The sequence below is a fragment of the Herpetosiphon sp. genome (assembly GCF_003512625.1).
Classification (GTDB): Bacteria; Chloroflexota; Chloroflexia; order Chloroflexales; family Herpetosiphonaceae; genus Herpetosiphon; species Herpetosiphon aurantiacus.
Window position 1 is genome coordinate 97,415 of sequence record NZ_DOPT01000091.1, and the last position, 18,624, is coordinate 116,038.

Below are 18,624 nucleotides of genomic sequence, written 5' to 3' on the forward strand. Positions count from 1 at the left end.
AGGCTATTCCCAATCTGATCGATCCCAGTCGGAACTGGGGTGGCCCACAGGATATCGAACTTACAACATAGAGCATAGAGCGATTGGGAGTTTCGATCCACGAAGGGCACAAAGGGAGATTAGGCTATGGGCTGATGGCTATCGGCTTTTGGAGTAGAGAATTTTTTGAACTGATTAAACCATTCCGATAGCCGATAGCCATAGTTCCTCTGCGCCTCTGCGTAAAATGTTCTATGTTCTATGTTCTATGTTCTCCCCTTCATCCCTCATCCTTCATCCTTCATCCTTGACCTAAGGGTTACATGGCAAATACTCGATACCACCATAGACTTGAGATTTTGACGACTGTCCATCGCTGCCTTGGGCCAAAATATAGTATTCGAATGCCCCAAAACGTTGCCCTGACATTTCGCGTTTCGCGAACAAGGTACGGCTCCAATTACCACCACCACCTTGCATCACCGTCGATTGCCAGCGGCTTGGCCCAGCGTGATAGTACAAGCTCACATCGCCTGCGGGGAAATTATCGACCGACACGCTGATCGTAATTTGGTCGGGCATGCCACAAGCAGTTTGTTCGGCAAAGGCACGTGCTGAAGCTACTGGCTCGCCAATAATTGGTGGCAGAATTGGCGCAGGTGTGTCGGTTGGCGTTGACGGCACAGGCGTATCGGTCGCGGTTGGTGGCACTGGTGTATCAGTTGGTTTTGGCGGCGCAGGCGTATCAGTTGGCGTTGGCAGCACAGGCGTGTTGGTGCTACGCACCGGCGTATTCGATGGCCGAACAGTTGTTGGTGCTGGTCGGGTTGTATTGCTTGGAATTGGTCGGGTTGGCGTTGCCGTGAAGGTTGGCGAACTCGTTGGCGTGGCAGTCGGAGTCGTGGTTGGCGTTGTGGTGGCACTCGGCACGCTGGTTGCACTGGGCAAGGCTGCTATTCGCAAGCTATTAATCTGACCAACTGCCACCTCAGCACTCGCCGGATCACTCCATTGGCCTTGGCTGCTTTGGGCACGCACCGCTAAACGATAGGCGGCGGCTTGGCTCGGCTGCCATTTGAGATTGGCATAGCCAAATTGTGAGCCGCGCATGGTTGGTTGTTGGGTTGCCACAACTTGGCCATTGACGCTTAATTCAATCGTGCTGAGACCCATTGGATGATAGCCATGAGCCAGCACTTGAATCTCGCCAAGTTCCAAAGCGCTGCCAGCTAATGGTGCGTCGATCCACACTTGAGGCATAATTTGGGCTTGACTTGGTGCGGCTGCTGGTTGCTGTTGGCAAGCACCCAAGAGGCCAATTAACAAAATTCCAAGCCATCGTTTCATGGTTGCACCGTTAGTTTCAATGAAAAATCGCCTAGCTCGCTACTGCAACGTTGGTTGCGATTGGCAAGTTGGCGCTCGGCTTGAAGTGTAAAGTTCAATTTGGGGTCATTCGATTGCCCAATTTGTTCGAGCAAGGCTTGATCAACAGCAACTGTAACCAAGCCATTCGTGGGCCAAGTTGCTAAATCAATTGTTTGGCTAGCGCTCCCGATTTGCAGGCTGGCGCTGGCGGGGCAGGCTTCGTTGGCTGGCTCAGGTTGACTTGCGACACTAAAACTTAATTCTAAGCCACCAACTGATTGATCGAGTCGCGGCAAAATAAAACTCACACTGCCATCAAACCAGCTGGCCGTGTAGCGCCGACAGGCAGTTTCGGCCACAGCATTGCGCTGAAGTAGCAACAAACTACTGACATAGGGATAATTCAGGCTGGTTGATTGGCTTTGGTTGATCGGCAAGGCTGGGCAGCCATCACCAACCGTTTGCTGAGCCACGCCTGCATTCAGATTAAACAAACTTGGGGCGAGGGTATAGCTACCTGCTGCCAATTTAAGCGCTGGCAAACAGAGCACTTCACTATCCAGCGAAACGGCCAAACCACGAAAAGCTTGCACACTCAAACATTCATCGGTTGGGCTGGGCATGGTACGTGGAGCCAAAAACACCAAGCGTTGTTCAGGATTAACGCGGGTTAATTCGAGCGGCGTTCCAGCCAAGCGATCGTTAATTTGAAAGCCTTCAAGATTGGCGTTGGCACTACAATCTTGGCCGTCAGCGCTTGGAAAACAGGCCTGTTCGCTCCATTGCCAGGTTAGAACGGTCGCTCCCGCCGCCAGATTGGTGCTACAAGCCGTCCGCCAAAAATCATCAGCTTGCGGCGCTGCTTGCACACACTCCTCAAGATCGGTGGTTAAGCGAAGGTTGGTTGGCGGCGCAATTGTGCTGAGCGTAGGCACTTGCTGAATTTGGGTGCTAGTGTTCAATTGGCCTTGCAAACTGAATAAATCGGCATCGAGGGCAATTATTTGCTCCTGCCCAAGACTTAATGTGGTGCTGGTGTTGCCCAATAATTGTGGCTGCGTGCCATTCCAGCCCCAGCATTCCAAATTCCAAGTTTGGCTGGCGCTGATCGCGGTTAGTGGTAAAGCGCTGGCTAAATCGTAGCCGCCAGCAATTGGCAGCAAAAAGCCTTGATTGGGCACTCGTTGCCATGGGCCGTTTGCTAACGAGCTATAACAATAAACATCGCTGACGGCTATTTTTGGCGTGAGCAGCAAACTGGCAAATTGAGGCACTTGCAACGTGGCACAAGCCGAATCAGCATTCTCTAGTGCCACCACTGGGCTAGCCGCTGCCCCAGCTGGATTAAACGCCACCACATAATAGAGCGTTTGGCCAAAATCGGCTGGTTCTTGCCAAAGCTGTGGGCCAGAACCATTGGCGGCAACGGTTGCCACCAACTCAAAATGGTTTTGCGTTGGCCCAGCCCGATAGATAAAAAAGCCATCAGCATCATCTGATGTGGGCGTAAACACCAACTGGGTTTGGCAATTGCTGCTGCCAACCAGCGCCTCAGGAGCTAACGGCACATTGGCTGTGCCAAAACGGCGCTGCAAATCAAACCAGATTGCATTGGGGTCGTAGGGTGTAGCCAACGGCAAATTGGCAACATCAGCCGGAAGTGGCGTTTGAGTCGCGCTCAGGCTGGTGGTAGTGCTGATGGGGGTAAATTGACCAGCCAACTGAATCGTAATCGATTGATCGCTGCCCAAGGGCTGGTTCAAGGGCAAATTGCCAAGCTGTGGGTTGAGCTTCAGCAGAGTTTGGGGCGCAACGTCAAAGGCTTTGCTCAGGCTTTCCAGGCTTTCACCTGCTGACTGTTGCACTTGGAAGGTCGCAACAGGCTCATATGGCATCACAGCATTCAAGCGCACAATCGCCGAAGTTGAGGGAATTTTGCTGGTATCGTTGGTGCGAGCAACCAAACTGTGGTCGCCCAAGCCAAGAGATTGCCAAGCAAATAAGCCTTCGTATAGCGTTGCATTATTGGCTGCTTGCAGCGCCCATGGCTGACCATCAGCCCATAATTCGACGTTCTCAATCGGCTGGCTGCCCCACGAGCGCGAATGCACCGTCAGCACTTTGCCCACTGGAATCAAACTCTGATTGAAAGGGTATTGCAACTGGGTAAAGAGGGTTGGTGGCGTTGGTGAAAGTTGGGCGACAACTGGCTGCACCAACAAGGCATAGCCAATCAAGCCAACCAGCAGCGCCAAACTGAGAATGGCAATAATTAACATTCCAGCACGTCGGCTCATCATAACTACCTCCCGTTGAAGCCCAGCCATAGCTGCACCCCAAACGGTTATACGTAAAGACGCTGGTCAGATCGTGAAGTTGCGCAGCGTCGGATCACCGATGCGTAATCCGACGCTTGGTCTTTACGTTGCATTGCGCAATCATTCAATTAAAGGTTGTTGATTACGCTTGTGTATGTCACTTTGAGCTATTGACGAATCGTTGCTGCTGCTTATTTCCCAATCAAGGGTAGGTAAACCGCGTTGGCTTCGATGGTGAGTATGCCAGCGCTAAAGCTCATTTGGTAGTGTTGAGCCTGCAAACTACCTTGGCTAATTGGATACTCACCAAGCGGGCTGGTGAGGGTTGCGGTGGTGGTTAATGTGCCAGTTAATGCACTTGCAGCCGTATCTTGCAAGCGCAAGCCAGTTACTTGATAGCTCAAGGGCGGGTTGGGTTGGCCGAATAAACGACGTTGGTTATCAGCAACGACCTGCAATGGCGCTTTGGCAACGGTCAGCGTAAAGCTTTGCGTTACCATTGTACCAATTCCGTTGCTCACTTGGAAGATCAAATTTGGGAAACTACCGCTGGTGGTCGGCGTACCCGCCAAAATTCCAGTTTGGCTATCGAAGCTCAAGCCTGCTGGCAAGTTGCCAACAAGATTGAGAGTTGGGGTTGGCATGCCGCTCGCCGTCAGGGTGTGGCTATAGATCGCGCCATAGCTCGCCGCCGTGGGCAAGCCACTGGTAATCAACGGTGCAACGCCAATTGTGGTCGTATCGCTGACTTGAACCGTGGTTTGCAATTCGCCAGCATCGCGATAGCTGAGGCTGGCTTGATGCTCAATTGTGCCTGTGGCATTGGGCTTGACCGTGGTGGCAACCTGCAACAAGCCTTGGCTAGCCGAGGCAAATGGTGTGGTCAGATTGAAGGTTACTAGGCCATTTTGCTGGCTACATGTGCCCGCCAAGGGGCTGGCAATTGTACAACCGTTGTAGCTTAATTGGCTTGGCACAAGATACTGCACTTGGACTTCAGTTGCCGGGCGAGCGCTTGGCTCAGTTTGTTGATTATTCAAGCTCAGCGAGGCAATAACCGAGGTGTTGGGTTGCACGCTGGTTAAGCCATCGCTCAGGTTCAAGTGCATGCGAGGAGTTTGGGCGCTAATTTGATAGATCGAAACCGAGCCGCTCACTTCGTTAGCAACCAACAACAAGGGCTTGCCAGTTGGGCTATCTTCGGCGGCGATCACATGCATGCCTTCAGGCCCAAGATCATCGGGCGTGCCAGTAACATAGCTGCTGGGGAAGCTACGCGCAGCGAAATATTCGAGAAATTGGGGCGCGTGCGGGTTGCTCACGTCGTAGGCCATAATTCCGCCCATCCGCTCCAAGCCGACAAAGGCATAGCTGCGGCCATCAATCGTCGCTACCGCCAAAGCTTCTGGCTCTGGGCCTTTATCGTCGCTACGGTTATCGCGGCTGTGGGCGGTGTTATTGGCATTAAAATTATTTGGAAACGTAGCGGCAGTCCGGGTTTCCAAATCATCGCCACTATCAAATACCAACTGACCTGTCGTACCATCCCAAATTGAGAATGAGCGTGCGCCAAATGAATAGAGTGCATGGTGCTGCCCGCCAAAGTTGCCCTTAGTATTGGTGATATTCAAGCGCCCAAGTTGGGCATCTTGTTGCAGGCTGGCAGCGTTGGTAAACACGCTCGAATCAAGCATCACATTTTTGATCCGCACTTCTTCGGTAAATCCGGTGTAGTCGCGGGCATCACCTTCATTGGCAGTTACCAAATAGGTTTGGTTATTGGCAGCATAGCTATTAATCGTATCTGGCTGATACATACCCAACACAGGCCATGGCGCAATTGCATTCATGCCATCGCTATCGCTGGGATCAAGCCCATAGCCCGCGAGATTGTGATTTTTATAGCCCAAAGCTTTGAGCCATTGCACCCGCCCTGCATTCAGATCGATCAAGGCCAAGCCATTATTTTCTTGCAGCGTCACATAGGCTTTGCTCGAATCGGCAGAGATTGTTAAATATTCCGGCTCTAAATCTTGGGCGACGCTGGCGTTTGGCCCGAAAATTCGAATTTGCGGGTCAAGCTCAGCATGGCGACTGCCACCCAGATTAAAATCAGTAAAGCCAACCAAGCTTGATGAAAGCACGCTGGTGGTTGTAATGTTGGCAAAATTTTGCGGCAAATCGATAATCGCCACCGCCCCCTCAGGATCAACCGAATCAACTTGGTTGTAGCTGTTGGGTTCGCCCTCAATTGCCACCACGATCCGGCGGCCATCGGGCGTGAAGGTCAGCATATCGGGCACTGCTCCAACTGTGATTTCATTCAAAAACACGCCATCGCGATTGAACAACACCACCCGCCCAGGATCGGTTTTGACGGCAGCATTGGCGGCCACCGCGACTAAGCCATTGTGCACGGCCACGCTGTTGGGCACATTGCTGCTGGTGGGCGTAATGGCGATCGTTGTAAGCAACTGCGGGTTGGCCGGATTGCTCAGATCAACAATATCCAAGGCGCTGTTAAAGCCATTGATCAAGACCATGCGCTGGCTTTGCGGATCAAAATCGACAATTTCAGCTGCCCGTGGATCAGCGCTACGAAATGGGCCTGGGTTATAACGGCCAATTCGCGTGAGTTTGATTGCCGGAGTGGGGTCGGTTGGAACGCCAGTTGTGGTGAGCGCTGGGGTTGCCAAGCTTGCGTGGGGGAGGGTCGCTAACAATAAACTTAATCCTAGCCCGTATGCTGTTCGCCGAAAACGCATAGCCAATTGCTCCTCATAGAAGAAATATTATTCACACAGCGATTTTTTGCACCAGCCCTAAGCCATCGAGTATCATAGGCGTTGATTAACAAACAACAATCAACAGGTTAAATCTGCTACGATAGGATTTTTGCAATGCGTTTTGATATTTTGACCTTGTTTCCGGCCATGTTTACTGGCCCGCTGACCGAAAGCATTTTGAAACGGGCGGCTCAGGCTGAATTATTGCAATTTCACTTGCATGATATTCGCGATTACGCCACCGACAAGCATAAGATGGTCGATGATTCGCCAACTGGCGGCGGGGCAGGGATGGTGATGAAGCCTGGGCCGTTGGCGCTTTGCACTCAGACAGTACTGTCCGCCGATCCCAATCCAGCTCCGGTGGTGCTGATGACTCCCAGCGGACGTGTGTTTAACCAAACGATCGCCCGTGAATGGGCGCAATTGCCGCGTTTAGTGCTGGTGTGTGGTCATTACGAGGGCATCGATGAGCGCTATATCGAACGTTATGTGACCGATCAAGTGTCGTTGGGCGATTTTGTACTGACTGGCGGTGAGCTGGCAGCAATGACTATTGTCGATGCAGTTGGCCGCCTCGTGCCCGAAGTGCTCGACCCTGAATCGCTGCTGCACGAAAGCCACGACGATGGCCTATTGGAATATCCACATTACACCAAGCCCGCCGAATGGAATGGGGTTGCCGTGCCGCCAATTTTGCTGAGTGGGCATCACGCCAAGATTGCCCAATGGCGACATGAGCAGCGTTTACGCCGCACCTTGGAGCGCCGCCCCGATATGTTGCGCCATGCCACGCTCTCCAAAAAAGATCGTCAGTTACTCAAAGAATGGGGCTGGGAAGAAAAATCAGAAGGCAAAAATCAAAAGGCAGAAGGCTAAGATCTAAGAAGAGATAGCTATGAGCTATCGGAATTAATGAGCTACCACAAAAACGTTCCGATAGCCCATAGCTTTCATCCTTACAATCCTTCGTGCGCTTCGCGTCCTTCGTGGATCAAACCTGCTCCCCGACCCCCAACAACTGATCCCCAAGCCTTACAACCGTGGATCGATTGGCTCGCTTTCAAGCGCAAGCACCCCAAAAACACATTCATGCACACGGCGTAATGGCTCACGATTGACAAAACGATCGAGGGCTTCGAGGCCTAAGGCAAATTCGCGCAGCGCTAACGAACGTTTGCCACTCAGGCCGCGCTGGCGTAAGCGCTCCAAATTTTCGGGCAAATCGTATTCAGGGCCATAAATGATCCGCAGATATTCAGCGCCACGACATTTAATTGCTGGTTGTACGATGCCGCGCGAATTCTGCACAACCCATTGTTTGGGCTTGATGACGATGCCTTCGCCACCCGCCGCTGTGAGTTTTTGCCACCATGCAATTGTTTGCTCAACGCTGGCTTGATCGTGCAAATCGACTAGGCGATAGGGTGTGGCTACCAATAAACGTGGCTCGGCCTCGGCCAAGGCTGCCAAAGTTTGCATATGCCACTCGTGGTCACGATCATACAATGGGCGTTGTTCACAAGCTAAAAGATGAAACGGCGCTAACCGCAAATCATCGAGGCTGCGGACTGGCCAGCAATAGTGTTGGTAGGCCTCAACATAGCCTTGCACCGCCTGTTGGCGCAATTGAGTATGGGCAATCAGCGCTTGCAACTCAACCGATTCGGGCAGGCGCGTGACCGTTTGGCGCAACGCGGCTTGGGCGGCGCTCATGCTAGCGGTTGCGGCAGCTCCGACGGGCGCATATTGATTTTGAATCAAATCATGCGCTTTGGCCGACCACGGCAGCAGTTCACAATCTAAGGCAAACCAGCCTGAATCGAAGCTTTCCCACCAATTAAGCTTACTAATTGCTTGTTGCAGCCGTTGCAAAAAGGCCGTTTCAAGCTCAGGATCGCTAAAGAAGCGCCGCCCAGTACGGGTGTAGCAAACGCCAATTTGCTCGCCAGTTACGCCAAAGCGCTCACGAGCAACCTCGCTATCGCGGCAGATAATCACAATCGCCCGCGAACCCATATGCTTAGCTTCGCACACAACTTCATTAACCCCCGCCCGCCGATAATATTCTAAGGCTTCGGCAGGATGCTCCAAGAAACTGCCAAGTTGGCTAGTTTCAGAGGGCGACATCGTTGGTGGTAAGTAGATCAGCCATTGTGGCTCGATAGCAAAACGGCTGATCACTTCCAATGCGGCGCTGGTTTGTTCTTCGCGCAGGTTGATTTGGCTGATCAAGCTGGTGCTAATTTGCAATTTGCCTTGAAAATCGCTCAAATCGAGCACTTGATCATGCGCTTGTTGAGCTGAAAGTTGGGTTGCATTCATTTCCAAAGGCCGTTTGGGAATGGCATATTGGGCAAAGGCTGGCACTCGCACAAACTCACGCTCGGGATAACGCAGCGCGGTGAGTGCTCCGCCAAAGGCACAGCCAGTATCAATATCAACCGTGTTGTTCAGCCATTCGGGCTGGGGAATTGGCGTATGGCCATAAACAACCAAACCCTCGCCGCGATATTCTTTGGCCCAGGGGTAGCGCACGGGCAAGCCAAACTCATCGGTTTCGCCCGTAGTTTCGCCATATAAGGCAAATTCGCGCACGCGCTTCGACATCCGCCCTTGTAACTCTTGTTTCATGCCAGCATGGGCTACCACCAACTTTCCATCATCAAAAATTAAATGACTGACCATACCTTCGATAAAATGGCGCACTGCTTGGCGAAAAGCCTCATCAGTTTCAGCCAACGCTTGCATCGTTTCGGCCAGGCCATGAGTTTGTTTGACTTTACGTCCAGCCAAAGCCCGCGCTAATTTATCGTCGTGGTTACCTGGCACGCACAAGGCTGCGCCGGTTTCAACCATACTCATCACCAAGCGCAACACGCCAACTGAATCTGGCCCGCGATCAACTAAATCGCCGACGAACACTGCGCGGCGGCCAGCAGGCGGCGTAACCGTAAAGCCATAATTGTGGCCTGGCGTGAGATTAATGCTATAACCCAATTCCAGCAGCAAGCGCTCAAGTTCAGGGTAACAGCCATGCACATCGCCAATAATATCGAAAGGGCCATGCTCAACTTTACGGTTGCTCCAAGCGCGTTGGCGCACAATTTCAACGCTATCAACCTGCTCAGGCGTAACGCTATGCACCACCCGAAAGCCTTCATCGTGCAGCGTGCGCAGCGAACGCCGCAAATTATCGATTTGGCGCTTGACCACAAAATCGCCAAAATCGCGATTGGGGCGACCTAAATTGCGCTCCAAACAGACGCGTTCAGGCGTGTGCAGCACAATCGCCACGGGCCAGACGTGATAATGCCGCGCCAAGGCTAACAACGGTTTCCGTGCTTCGGCCTGCACATTGGTCGCATCGATCACAGTCAAACGGCCCAAGGCTAGGCGCTTGGCAGCAATTGTATACACTAAATCAAAGGCATCAGCTGAGACCGATTGATCAGTTTCATCATCGGTGAGCATTGCGCGACAGGCATCGGACGAAATAATTTCGGTGGGCTTGAAATAGCGCTGCGCAAAGGTCGATTTGCCTGAGCCAGAAGCCCCAACCAATACCACCAACGACAATTCAGGTATTCCTAATTCCATGAAACCAGCTCCTTAGTCCACTTGGGCGCGACGCACTTGGAGCAACCAAGCATTCGCCGCCGCTAGATCGGGCAAAATTGGCAGTTTGGTTGCGGCATAGGCTTGTTCAAATTCAGCATGCAGGGCAATTCGCCAACGATTAATCGTATCCCATTCCAATTCGCCAGCGCGAATCGCCATCAGTTGATCGTGTTCGGCAACGTGACGCAAGCGTAATTCGCCATGGCGCAAAGCGTGGATGCCGCTCAGCAACAAGCGAATCAAATGCATCACATGTTTCCAGCGCAAGCTGCCATGAGTGCGTAAATCGCGCTCAAGCAGGCGAAATTGGGCCAACACATAGCTGTTATGGCTTTGATAGATCCGGCTGGTCAGCAGTTTATGGCGCATTGCGCGTAGCTCCAAGGCCAACGGCGAGGCATGCTCAACCATGTCGGTATACAAACATTCAAGCGCATTTGGATTGGCTCGCAACAGCAAATTCAAAAATTTTTGCACTTCCCAATAGTGTTCTTGGGTTTCAACAAATTCATATTGTTCAGGCACGGTCGCCAAGCCCCAATCTACTGCTGCTGCTGGCACAAAAAAGCCACGCCAATCAGTATCCGATTCAGGCGTATCCAAGCCATAAGCGCGTGAGCCAACCACACAACGATAGTGAATCCATTGGCGGTTTTCAGCGAGTTGCGGTTGCTCCAAGCCCAACAATGGGTCGTTGAATTGCTTACGCAGGCCAAAATCTTGGCGGGTGAGTTGCAAAAGCGTACCATCAACACAGCGCACCGTGTAATATTCGCTATGTTCGCAGGGCGTTGCAACCACTTGAGCCACACTATGTTTGGCCTGATTATCGATCGTGCGCAACAGCACCACATGGGTTCCGAGCGCCAAATGCAGTTTAGGTTGCATCTTCAAACACCCCCAATTGCGACGGCGCACCATGGTTGGGATCTTCGGGCCCCAACGGCTCGATGCTGACGCGATAGTTGTAGCTTGCCGCAACTCGTTCGGCCCAAACTGCAAATTCAGCCCGCGTCCATTCAAAACGATGATGGCGGTGGCGCAGCTGGTCGGCGGGCAAACTTGGAAACAATTGATTGTACTCACGGTTGGGCGTGGTTACGAGCACCAATTTCGGGCGGGCAAAACCAAATACAGTTCGTTCAAAGGCCGCCAAATGGCCAAGCTCAAGGTGCTCCAAAACTTCGACGATTGCGGCGGCATCGAAGCCTTTCAAGCGAGCATCGCGATAGAGCAACGAGCCATGCAGCAAGCTCAGGCGTTGGCGTTGACGTTCGGGCAAGCGTTCAATCCGTTGCTGTAAAATTGCCAACGCACGGGTGCTCAAATCCATGCCAACGACCGCACTAAATTGGCTCTCTTTGAGCAATTCACGTAAGAGCTTGCCTTCACCACAGCCTAAATCGAGAATGCGTTGTGCTCCGCTGGCCTTCAACCGCTGTACAATTACATTATGGCGCTGAGTATGCAGGCTTTGGCGTTCAGTTGGTTCGCTCACTTGCTCCTGATCTAGCTCGGTTTGAGTTGTGGTTTCAGGCGCAACTGCTTGGAGCAAATGCTCAAGCGCAGCGCTGGTAAGGCTTTTTTGATAGCGCAAATAACGGGTTGTAATCAACTCGCATTCTGGATGTTGCGCCAACCACCCATCGCCTTTGCGTAACAATTTGCTCACCTCGTCATTGCCAATCCAATAGTGTTTAGCATTATCTAACACAGGGATGAGCACATATATGTGCGTGAGCAATTGTTTAACCGTGAGATTGGCAGTTAATTTAAGCGCAAGATAGCTATTTGCTGGATTATCATTGGCAATTGGCTCGGCGCTAACCTGATAGCCCAACGGCTCAAACAACCGTTGAATTAAGCTTAAACCAGCCTTCGCCCGCACTGCCACAACTGGCAACTCGACGGTTAGCGGCAACACCAAATCGACCAACTCTGGGCGTTTTTTACAAATCCCTGCCATGGCGCTCGAAAAAACATCACCCATGGCAACACATAGCAACGACGAAGCCACATATGGGCGATCGTTGACATATTGGCTGAGCATGCCCTCGCTGCCACGATTGCCGCGCACCAACGCCACCGGATCGACATCAAGCAATAGGGCGATGGTACAGCGCTCGGCGCTGGCTTCGGGGTAGAAGATATGGGCCGAGCCAAAGGGGAGCGGGAAGGTTTGCACCCGATCAGGATGCTTATGTAAAATAAAACTCAAGTCGGTTGCAGGTGTATGGGTGGTTGTTAATCTGAGTAGCATCAGCAGACTCCCTCTAAATCCATCTCGGCATGATGGCTATTTAACCACAAAAAACCCTCTTGCAATCCATCGCAAGAGGGAAGCCGCGATTCATCATTCGACCGACAAGCAGACTTAGCCAAGCATCAACTGCTTTTCGCCGACACCCAGCATGCGCATCGCATCGCTTGGGCTACGAGCCACCCGCAGATCTTCGCCAAACGAAATGCCTAAGTTGGTCAAAATCATCGCCATCGAGGCCGAAATACCACAAAGCACGACTTGGGTTCCCAACAATTTGACCGTTTGAATCGTTTGGGTCAGCAACCCGCAGCCATAGGTATCGATATGGGCAATACTAGTAACATCAAGCACCACTGCGCGAGCACGCTGCTCGTGGACCCGTTTCAATAAGGCTTCGCGAAAGGTATCGATCCGTTGATCATCGAGATGCCCAACAATTGGGGCATAAATCACGTCGTGGGCTAATTCAGTAATTGGCACTTCTAGATCAGCAATTTGCTCGCGTAATTGTTTTTCCAGCTCAATTTGCTTTTTCAAATCGCCGTTGGTTGAGAGCAAAACCTCATTTTTGAGCGCCAACGCAGCGTTCGATTCCGTAATCGAATCGATCATGCTAATCAAGCGTTGATTGAATTGCCATAACAAAAAGCCAATAATAATAAAGATCCCGATAATCACTGCTGCATTCAAATAGACAAACCATGACAAGACTTGATATTCTTTAAATGGGCTAAATAAACCAGCAAAAAAAGCCACAATACTGCTACTAATTGACGTAACAACAATCGTACCTTTTTGCTCATTAGAAATATATTGTAGCCCGGTAATTGCTACAATTAATGGCGTAAACATATAGCCAGTTGATAAAATTGGCTGGATCAAAGCCAATATAATCGTTGAAAACAGTAAACTTGCCCCAATCGACCAGACGACTGTGGTGTTACTATAATTATCGTAACCATACCACATAAAACCACAGATGAGCGCATTTACTCCCATAATGCTACTAACTATTAAAAGAACTGTATTCGAAAATACAGTTCCTAAGCCCAAAAACGCTAAACCAAATACACCAATGATGACCGTCAATGAAATAACAACCTGCAACAGGCGTTCACGCACAATACTGAGATCCATGGGATTCCTCGGTAGATGTCTGATAACGAGAGGTCATGGTAGACCAATCGTGGTTTGCTCGCATCCAGGTAGCTAAACCATCGACAAAGCGATACAAGCTTGGTGAACAAATCTCAGGAGCCAATTTATCGAGCATAATGCGTTCGCGAGTGAATTGGTTGATTGTATCATTATGCAAACGGGCGACATAATTTAATGCTTCGCCGATTGGTAATTGATGTTGCGTATGCACGAGATACACCAAATTTTGCCAATCGCCAGCTAATAATTCTTTACGCAACGAAATAATATCATTTGAGTAGAACACCACCCGATTAACATATTCACACAAACGCCGCACCATGGGATGCAAACGCACTTGGGGATGCAGGAAATCGTTATTGCCAAATTCAATCAAAGCCAAGCATAAATAAGTACCACTGGTATATAAACGTTGCATTGCATAGGTTTTTTGAGTTGGAATATAGCCCTGAGCACGGTTGTTAGCTTCCCATTGCACTGCTGCAAACGATTTGCGCAATGAATCAAAAAAGTAGTGTTGCCAGGCTTCGGGCGAACCTTGCACAAGTCGGCTGGTTACATCGCCCATTGCTTGCACAATTGGCAAATCGTGGCGCTTGGCAGGCGAACCTTTGAGTACCTTCATCAAGCGTTGCAACAAGGTTGCCATGGCCCCGGCATCATGCTCACGGCCAAAGCGATCCAATTGATCATCTAAGAGAAAGAGGCTGGTGCTCCAATCGGCAATGGTTGGCATGCGCTCAGTTAAAGCATTAGGATAAGCTCGCGCCATCAAGGTACCATAGCCACGTTGATTAAAAGAGAGCCGCGTCTCCAAATCATCGAGCAAGCCAAAGCTATCAGCCCATGCTTGGGTTGAGGCTTGAATCGCAACCGCATCGGGATGAATCGCCGCCGGAAATGGGCAATAGAGCACCGGAAGATCACGAGGCATAAGCGTGGCTAAGTGATGCAATGTAGTACGGGTTGGCATTGAGTCAATCTCCTAGATGCTTGACAAACCTAATGCAAATTGGTTGTTTCAGCAAATAATTCATCTCTACGTTTCATGCAGCATACGACAATTCGGTAAGTTTAGTAGCATAACGGCTAGTAATATCCGACCAATCATAATTTCCGCGCATCAATGTCATCATACCGTTTAATACTTTTTGAAGTGCCACGCTACAATTTTTCAGTTGAGTGGTAGTTGTTATAAATTGTTGAATACAATGATTATGCTCATTGGCGACTATTTCTAAGGCTTCAGGAATACTCATACCTCGTTTTAATGCAACAATTGCTCCATAATTATGCCAATCGCCTTGACGTAATTCTTTTTTAACTGAAACAAGATCATTACATAAACTCAGTACAAGGTTCGTCCAATTTTGTAGATTGCGTAAGTCGATTGATTGACGTTCATCAGCGGTTAAATAACTTGCATTCATAAATTCAATAAACGCAATATAGATCGCAACAGCACTAGTAAATTTACGATAGTGCAAGTATTCAATTTCGCTGGGAATAATCGAGTACAGCCGATTGTGGGCTTCCCATTGATTGCCAATAAAATAATCGTCAACCTGTTGGGTAAAAACCTCAAACCATGCCAGTGGTGCTAGCGCCCGCATCCGACCCATAATATCAGCGAGGGCTGTAACTAATAGTGGTTCGTCGGCAGCAACCGTGGCTCCGCGAATAACTGCCCCAAGCCGCTGATGCAAGCGAGCCAACGCTTGAGGGTCATGGCCAATTCGCGCTTCGTCACATTGATCATCAAGTTCAAACAGCCAAGCATTCCAATCGCTGATAATTTGCAGCCGCTCAACACTCGCATACGGATAACAACGGGCAATCAACAAGGTATAGTTGTAATCAAGAAAAGCTTTACGCCGCGCTTCGCTCAATAAACCTTGTTCAAGCACCCATTTGGTCGTCTGCTGTTGAACCTCCGCTGCCAATGGATGGATTTGCGCAGGAAACGGTGATTCCAACTTGGGAATGGTTGCTGGAACCGTTCTCGCTAATTGTTGTAGGTGTGCTGTATTTGGCATAACATACCTCATCTACACGTTCTACACGGGCTACCATCTGCGCTTCTCACGGCGACACATGGCGAGTAGGTTAAATTACCTTGGTACTACCTTAATCTATCCACCTAACCTATGTCTATCACCCAAAGCGCATTCTTTAGTCCTCTCTTTGATCACCGCTATAGGTGAATCAGTTAATAGCTACTTAGCTACACAAATGTACACACACATCGCGATTATATGAATATAAAGTGATATAACACATTGCGTTATACCACTTTTGACTATACCTTTAGTACTAGTACCTAGGGTGTTATTGGCAAGAAATGGTAACTTCTGTAGTAGCTAACTCAACTAATACCCAGCCACGAACGCTATTAATCAGCCAAATTTTGCTGGCCGCCCAAAGATCGGCTAGGACTAAAGTACGCTCTTGGATAGCGCGTTGTTGCAACAATTCGGCACGATAAGTTCCGGCCAATAAGCCAACTTCGACTGGGGGAGTCCAACGCTGGCCATCAAGTTCAAGCACGAGGTTGCCTCTGGTAAATTCGGTCAATTGACCATGCTCATTCCATAGCAACACATCAAAATCTGTGGGGGATTGTTGGGTGTACTCGTCGTACAATCTGCGGTTAGTCGTTTTGTGGTAGAGGAAGCGGTTCTGGGAGTTAACCGCTGTTGCCGCCAAGCTCACCTTTTGGCCATCGGCGGTCGGCGTTAGCGGGCTGCTACTAATTGCAATATCACCTGTATGGGTGAGGTTCAAACGCACTCGCAACGCAGTTGAATGGCCAAAGCTATGCTGATTGAGCGCATTCAGCACGGCGCTTTGGTCGTAGGCAAAGCCAAAATAGGCCGCCGAATCGTGCAAACGTCGTAGATGGTGTTCAAGCAACCAGTAACGCTGACCATCCCAACGCAGCGTTTCGATCAGATCAAATTGGGGCCAGCGCTCGGTCAATAACTGAGCTTTGAGTTGGGCTTCAGCATATTCGTCGTCAGCCTGCGAATCCCAAGTAATACCGCCGCCCACGCCATATTCGGCCTGCTGGCGCTGTTGGTCGATCCATACGGTGCGAATGGCCACATTAAAGGTTGCGCTGCCATCAGGCCGCAGTATGCCAATCGCCCCACAATAAACCGCCCGTGGATCAGCCTCGAACTGGCGAATCAGTTCCATGGTTTTGACTTTGGGAGCACCAGTGATCGAGCCACAGGGAAAGAGCGCTTGCAGAATATCAAGCAGGCTGGTGTTCGGCTTGGTTTTGGCGGCAACAGTTGAGGTCAGTTGCCAAACGGTGCGATAGCGCTCTAGCTCGAATAAACGTGGCACGCCAACGCTGCCAATCGCTGCGACTCGCCCCAAATCGTTGCGCAACAGATCAACAATCATCAAATTTTCGGCACGGTTTTTCTCCGAGGCCAATAATTGACGGGCCAAGCGTTGATCTTCTTCAGGCCAACGCCCACGCGGAGCCGTGCCCTTCATTGGCTTGGTGGTTAACCGCTGATCACGCCAATCGAAAAAGAGTTCGGGCGAAGCCGAGAGAATTTGATACTCGCCAAGATTGAGGTAGGCACAATAGTTGGCAGCTTGAGCCGCCCGCAAATCATGATAAAAGGCTAACGGATCGCCGTTAAACGTGGCTCGTAGTCGCAAGGTATAGTTAACTTGATAGGTTTCACCACTGGCAATCGCTGCATGAATCGCCGCGATCGCTTGGCGGTAGTGTTCAAGGCTAATCGTCGGTTGCCACGGCGAGAGCTGGTAGTGCTGCGTTGTTGGTTCAACCACTTGAGGCACAGCAAAGGCCGCAAACCAGACCAACGGCAATGCGGCTGGTGGATACGATTGCAAGGCCGAATCAAAGGCGACTGCTGCCTCGTAGCTCACATAGCCAATTACATACGCTCCAGCTTGCGCCGCCGCCTGAGCGGCTTGAATCGTCGGCAGCACCTCGGCACTGGTCGTCGCTTGGTAGATTGCCAAGGGTTGACGAAACTCCAACGCTTGGGGCTGACCAGTTGCATCAGCAAAATCAAAACGCCCATAAATCGCACTCACGAATTGTTGCCTCCCAACAATAAAGCCAATTGGCATAGCCCGCAACGATATGCTACTCTAGCGGCATGCACACCGGTTTCTAGCCCACGAGGTTTCTGATGACTGCGACAATTCTAGATCAGATTTTTGCCCATAAACGCACCGAGGTCGAGCGCCAAAAATTGAAGATCCCCCAAGCTAAACTTGAACAACAACTTGGCAACGCCCCCAAGCCGCGTAGCTTGCGCCAAGCCTTGCGCCAACCTGATCGGATTAGCTTGATCGCTGAGGTCAAAAAGGCCAGTCCATCCAAAGGGGTCTTTTTAGAGAATTTCAACCCAACTGAACTAGCTGAAACCTACGCTAGCAATGGGGCGGCTGCGATTTCGGTGTTAACTGATGTGCGCTTTTTTCAAGGCAGCTTAATCTATTTACGCTCAATTCATGAGCACCTTGATACATTGGGCTATGCTACGCCCCTGTTGCGCAAAGATTTTCTCTATGATCCCTATCAAATTTATGAGGCCCGCGTATCGGGAGCCGATGCAATTTTGTTGATCGTGGGCATGCTCGATGATCAAACGCTGCATGAGTTGTATCAATTAACCTATGGCTTGGGTATGGAAGCCTTGGTTGAGGTGCATACTGAGGCTGAAATGGCCCGTGCTCAGGCATTACAAGCCCAAATTATCGGCATCAACAATCGTGATCTGCATAGTTTTAGCGTTGATCTTGCGACAACTCAACGGGTTAGCGCTAGTTTGCCTGCAATTGGCGACCCTCAGCGGCCTGTGTTGGTGGCCGAAAGTGGCATCCATGGCCCTGATGTGCTGCCAACGTTGCGTGAATGGGGTGTTGAGGCAATTCTCGTAGGCGAATCGATCGTGCTAGCCCCCGATCATGCGGCCCATGTTCGCGCCTTGAGCCAAAAAGCGTAAAGAATAGAGCGCATAGCATCGAGAACCTAAGGTTTTTTAGCGCAGATGGGATTTAGGGATCAGGGGCTAGCGATTAGGAATCAGGATTGCTGATAGGGCTAGATAATTCAAATCTGATCCCTAGCCCCTGA

Annotated in this window: 12 protein-coding genes; 2 read left to right on the forward strand and 10 right to left on the reverse strand. The window is 50.6% G+C overall.

Going from position 1 to position 18,624, the window contains the following annotated elements:
• Window positions 1-291: 291 nt before the first annotated feature.
• The 3 genes from DEF47_RS19990 to DEF47_RS20000 all read right to left on the reverse strand — a co-directional run bounded on the left by DEF47_RS19990 (window position 292) and on the right by DEF47_RS20000 (window position 6,430).
• Window positions 292-1,326 (reverse strand): hypothetical protein, encoded by a 1,035-nt coding sequence (locus DEF47_RS19990; protein ID WP_012190516.1) that lies wholly within the window; start codon window positions 1,324-1,326, stop codon window positions 292-294.
• Window positions 1,323-3,647, reverse strand: coding sequence for a fibronectin type III domain-containing protein (locus DEF47_RS19995; RefSeq protein WP_012190517.1), 2,325 nt, complete (start codon window positions 3,645-3,647; stop codon window positions 1,323-1,325). The genes DEF47_RS19990 and DEF47_RS19995 overlap by 4 nt, the downstream gene beginning before the upstream one ends.
• A gap of 209 nt (window positions 3,648-3,856) precedes the next feature.
• Complete coding sequence (locus tag DEF47_RS20000) at window positions 3,857-6,430, reverse strand: choice-of-anchor I family protein (RefSeq protein WP_012190518.1); 2,574 nt, start codon at window positions 6,428-6,430, stop codon at window positions 3,857-3,859.
• A 135-nt stretch (window positions 6,431-6,565) separates the two neighbouring features.
• Here DEF47_RS20000 and trmD point away from each other — a divergent pair, with 135 nt between their 5' ends.
• Window positions 6,566-7,330 (forward strand): tRNA (guanosine(37)-N1)-methyltransferase TrmD, encoded by a 765-nt coding sequence (gene trmD / locus DEF47_RS20005; RefSeq protein ID WP_012190519.1) that lies wholly within the window; start codon window positions 6,566-6,568, stop codon window positions 7,328-7,330.
• A gap of 156 nt (window positions 7,331-7,486) precedes the next feature.
• Here the strand turns inward: trmD and DEF47_RS20010 are convergent, their stop codons facing one another.
• The 7 genes from DEF47_RS20010 to pabB all read right to left on the reverse strand — a co-directional run bounded on the left by DEF47_RS20010 (window position 7,487) and on the right by pabB (window position 17,576).
• Entirely contained in the window at window positions 7,487-10,051 is a 2,565-nt protein-coding gene (locus DEF47_RS20010) for a polynucleotide kinase-phosphatase (RefSeq protein ID WP_012190520.1), read from the reverse strand.
• Between the two features lie 12 nt (window positions 10,052-10,063).
• A complete protein-coding gene (locus tag DEF47_RS20015) occupies window positions 10,064-10,960 on the reverse strand; it encodes a nucleotidyltransferase domain-containing protein (RefSeq protein WP_012190521.1) in 897 nt (298 codons plus the stop codon).
• The gene (locus DEF47_RS20020; RefSeq protein ID WP_012190522.1) at window positions 10,950-12,332 is read right to left on the reverse strand and encodes a 3' terminal RNA ribose 2'-O-methyltransferase Hen1; all 1,383 of its coding nucleotides are present in this window, start codon (window positions 12,330-12,332) and stop codon (window positions 10,950-10,952) included. The genes DEF47_RS20015 and DEF47_RS20020 overlap by 11 nt, the downstream gene beginning before the upstream one ends.
• A gap of 114 nt (window positions 12,333-12,446) precedes the next feature.
• Window positions 12,447-13,472 (reverse strand): STAS domain-containing protein, encoded by a 1,026-nt coding sequence (locus DEF47_RS20025; protein WP_012190523.1) that lies wholly within the window; start codon window positions 13,470-13,472, stop codon window positions 12,447-12,449.
• Window positions 13,450-14,466, reverse strand: coding sequence for a terpene synthase family protein (locus tag DEF47_RS20030; RefSeq protein ID WP_012190524.1), 1,017 nt, complete (start codon window positions 14,464-14,466; stop codon window positions 13,450-13,452). The genes DEF47_RS20025 and DEF47_RS20030 overlap by 23 nt, the downstream gene beginning before the upstream one ends.
• A gap of 73 nt (window positions 14,467-14,539) precedes the next feature.
• Window positions 14,540-15,529 carry a terpene synthase family protein gene (locus DEF47_RS20035; protein ID WP_012190525.1) on the reverse strand — a complete coding sequence of 330 codons (990 nt, stop codon included), beginning with the start codon at window positions 15,527-15,529 and terminating at the stop codon, window positions 14,540-14,542.
• A 292-nt stretch (window positions 15,530-15,821) separates the two neighbouring features.
• Window positions 15,822-17,576, reverse strand: coding sequence for an aminodeoxychorismate synthase component I (gene pabB, locus DEF47_RS20040; protein ID WP_012190526.1), 1,755 nt, complete (start codon window positions 17,574-17,576; stop codon window positions 15,822-15,824).
• A gap of 98 nt (window positions 17,577-17,674) precedes the next feature.
• Between pabB and trpC the strand changes: the two genes are divergently transcribed.
• Window positions 17,675-18,493, forward strand: a complete 819-nt coding sequence (trpC, locus tag DEF47_RS20045) for an indole-3-glycerol phosphate synthase TrpC (RefSeq protein ID WP_012190527.1) — start codon at window positions 17,675-17,677, stop codon at window positions 18,491-18,493.
• The last annotated feature ends 131 nt before the right edge of the window (window positions 18,494-18,624 follow it).

What these genes read in the sequence shown, in the direction of transcription:
- DEF47_RS19990 (WP_012190516.1), bottom strand. Translation starts at nt 1,326, where the DNA reads ATGAAACGATGGCTTGGAATTTTGTTAATTGGCCTCTTGGGTGCTTGC.
- DEF47_RS19995 (WP_012190517.1), bottom strand. Translation starts at nt 3,647, where the DNA reads ATGATGAGCCGACGTGCTGGAATGTTAATTATTGCCATTCTCAGTTTG.
- DEF47_RS20000 (WP_012190518.1), bottom strand. Translation starts at nt 6,430, where the DNA reads ATGCGTTTTCGGCGAACAGCATACGGGCTAGGATTAAGTTTATTGTTA.
- trmD (WP_012190519.1), top strand. Translation starts at nt 6,566, where the DNA reads ATGCGTTTTGATATTTTGACCTTGTTTCCGGCCATGTTTACTGGCCCG.
- DEF47_RS20010 (WP_012190520.1), bottom strand. Translation starts at nt 10,051, where the DNA reads ATGGAATTAGGAATACCTGAATTGTCGTTGGTGGTATTGGTTGGGGCT.
- DEF47_RS20015 (WP_012190521.1), bottom strand. Translation starts at nt 10,960, where the DNA reads ATGCAACCTAAACTGCATTTGGCGCTCGGAACCCATGTGGTGCTGTTG.
- DEF47_RS20020 (WP_012190522.1), bottom strand. Translation starts at nt 12,332, where the DNA reads ATGCTACTCAGATTAACAACCACCCATACACCTGCAACCGACTTGAGT.
- DEF47_RS20025 (WP_012190523.1), bottom strand. Translation starts at nt 13,472, where the DNA reads ATGGATCTCAGTATTGTGCGTGAACGCCTGTTGCAGGTTGTTATTTCA.
- DEF47_RS20030 (WP_012190524.1), bottom strand. Translation starts at nt 14,466, where the DNA reads ATGCCAACCCGTACTACATTGCATCACTTAGCCACGCTTATGCCTCGT.
- DEF47_RS20035 (WP_012190525.1), bottom strand. Translation starts at nt 15,529, where the DNA reads ATGCCAAATACAGCACACCTACAACAATTAGCGAGAACGGTTCCAGCA.
- trpC (WP_012190527.1), top strand. Translation starts at nt 17,675, where the DNA reads ATGACTGCGACAATTCTAGATCAGATTTTTGCCCATAAACGCACCGAG.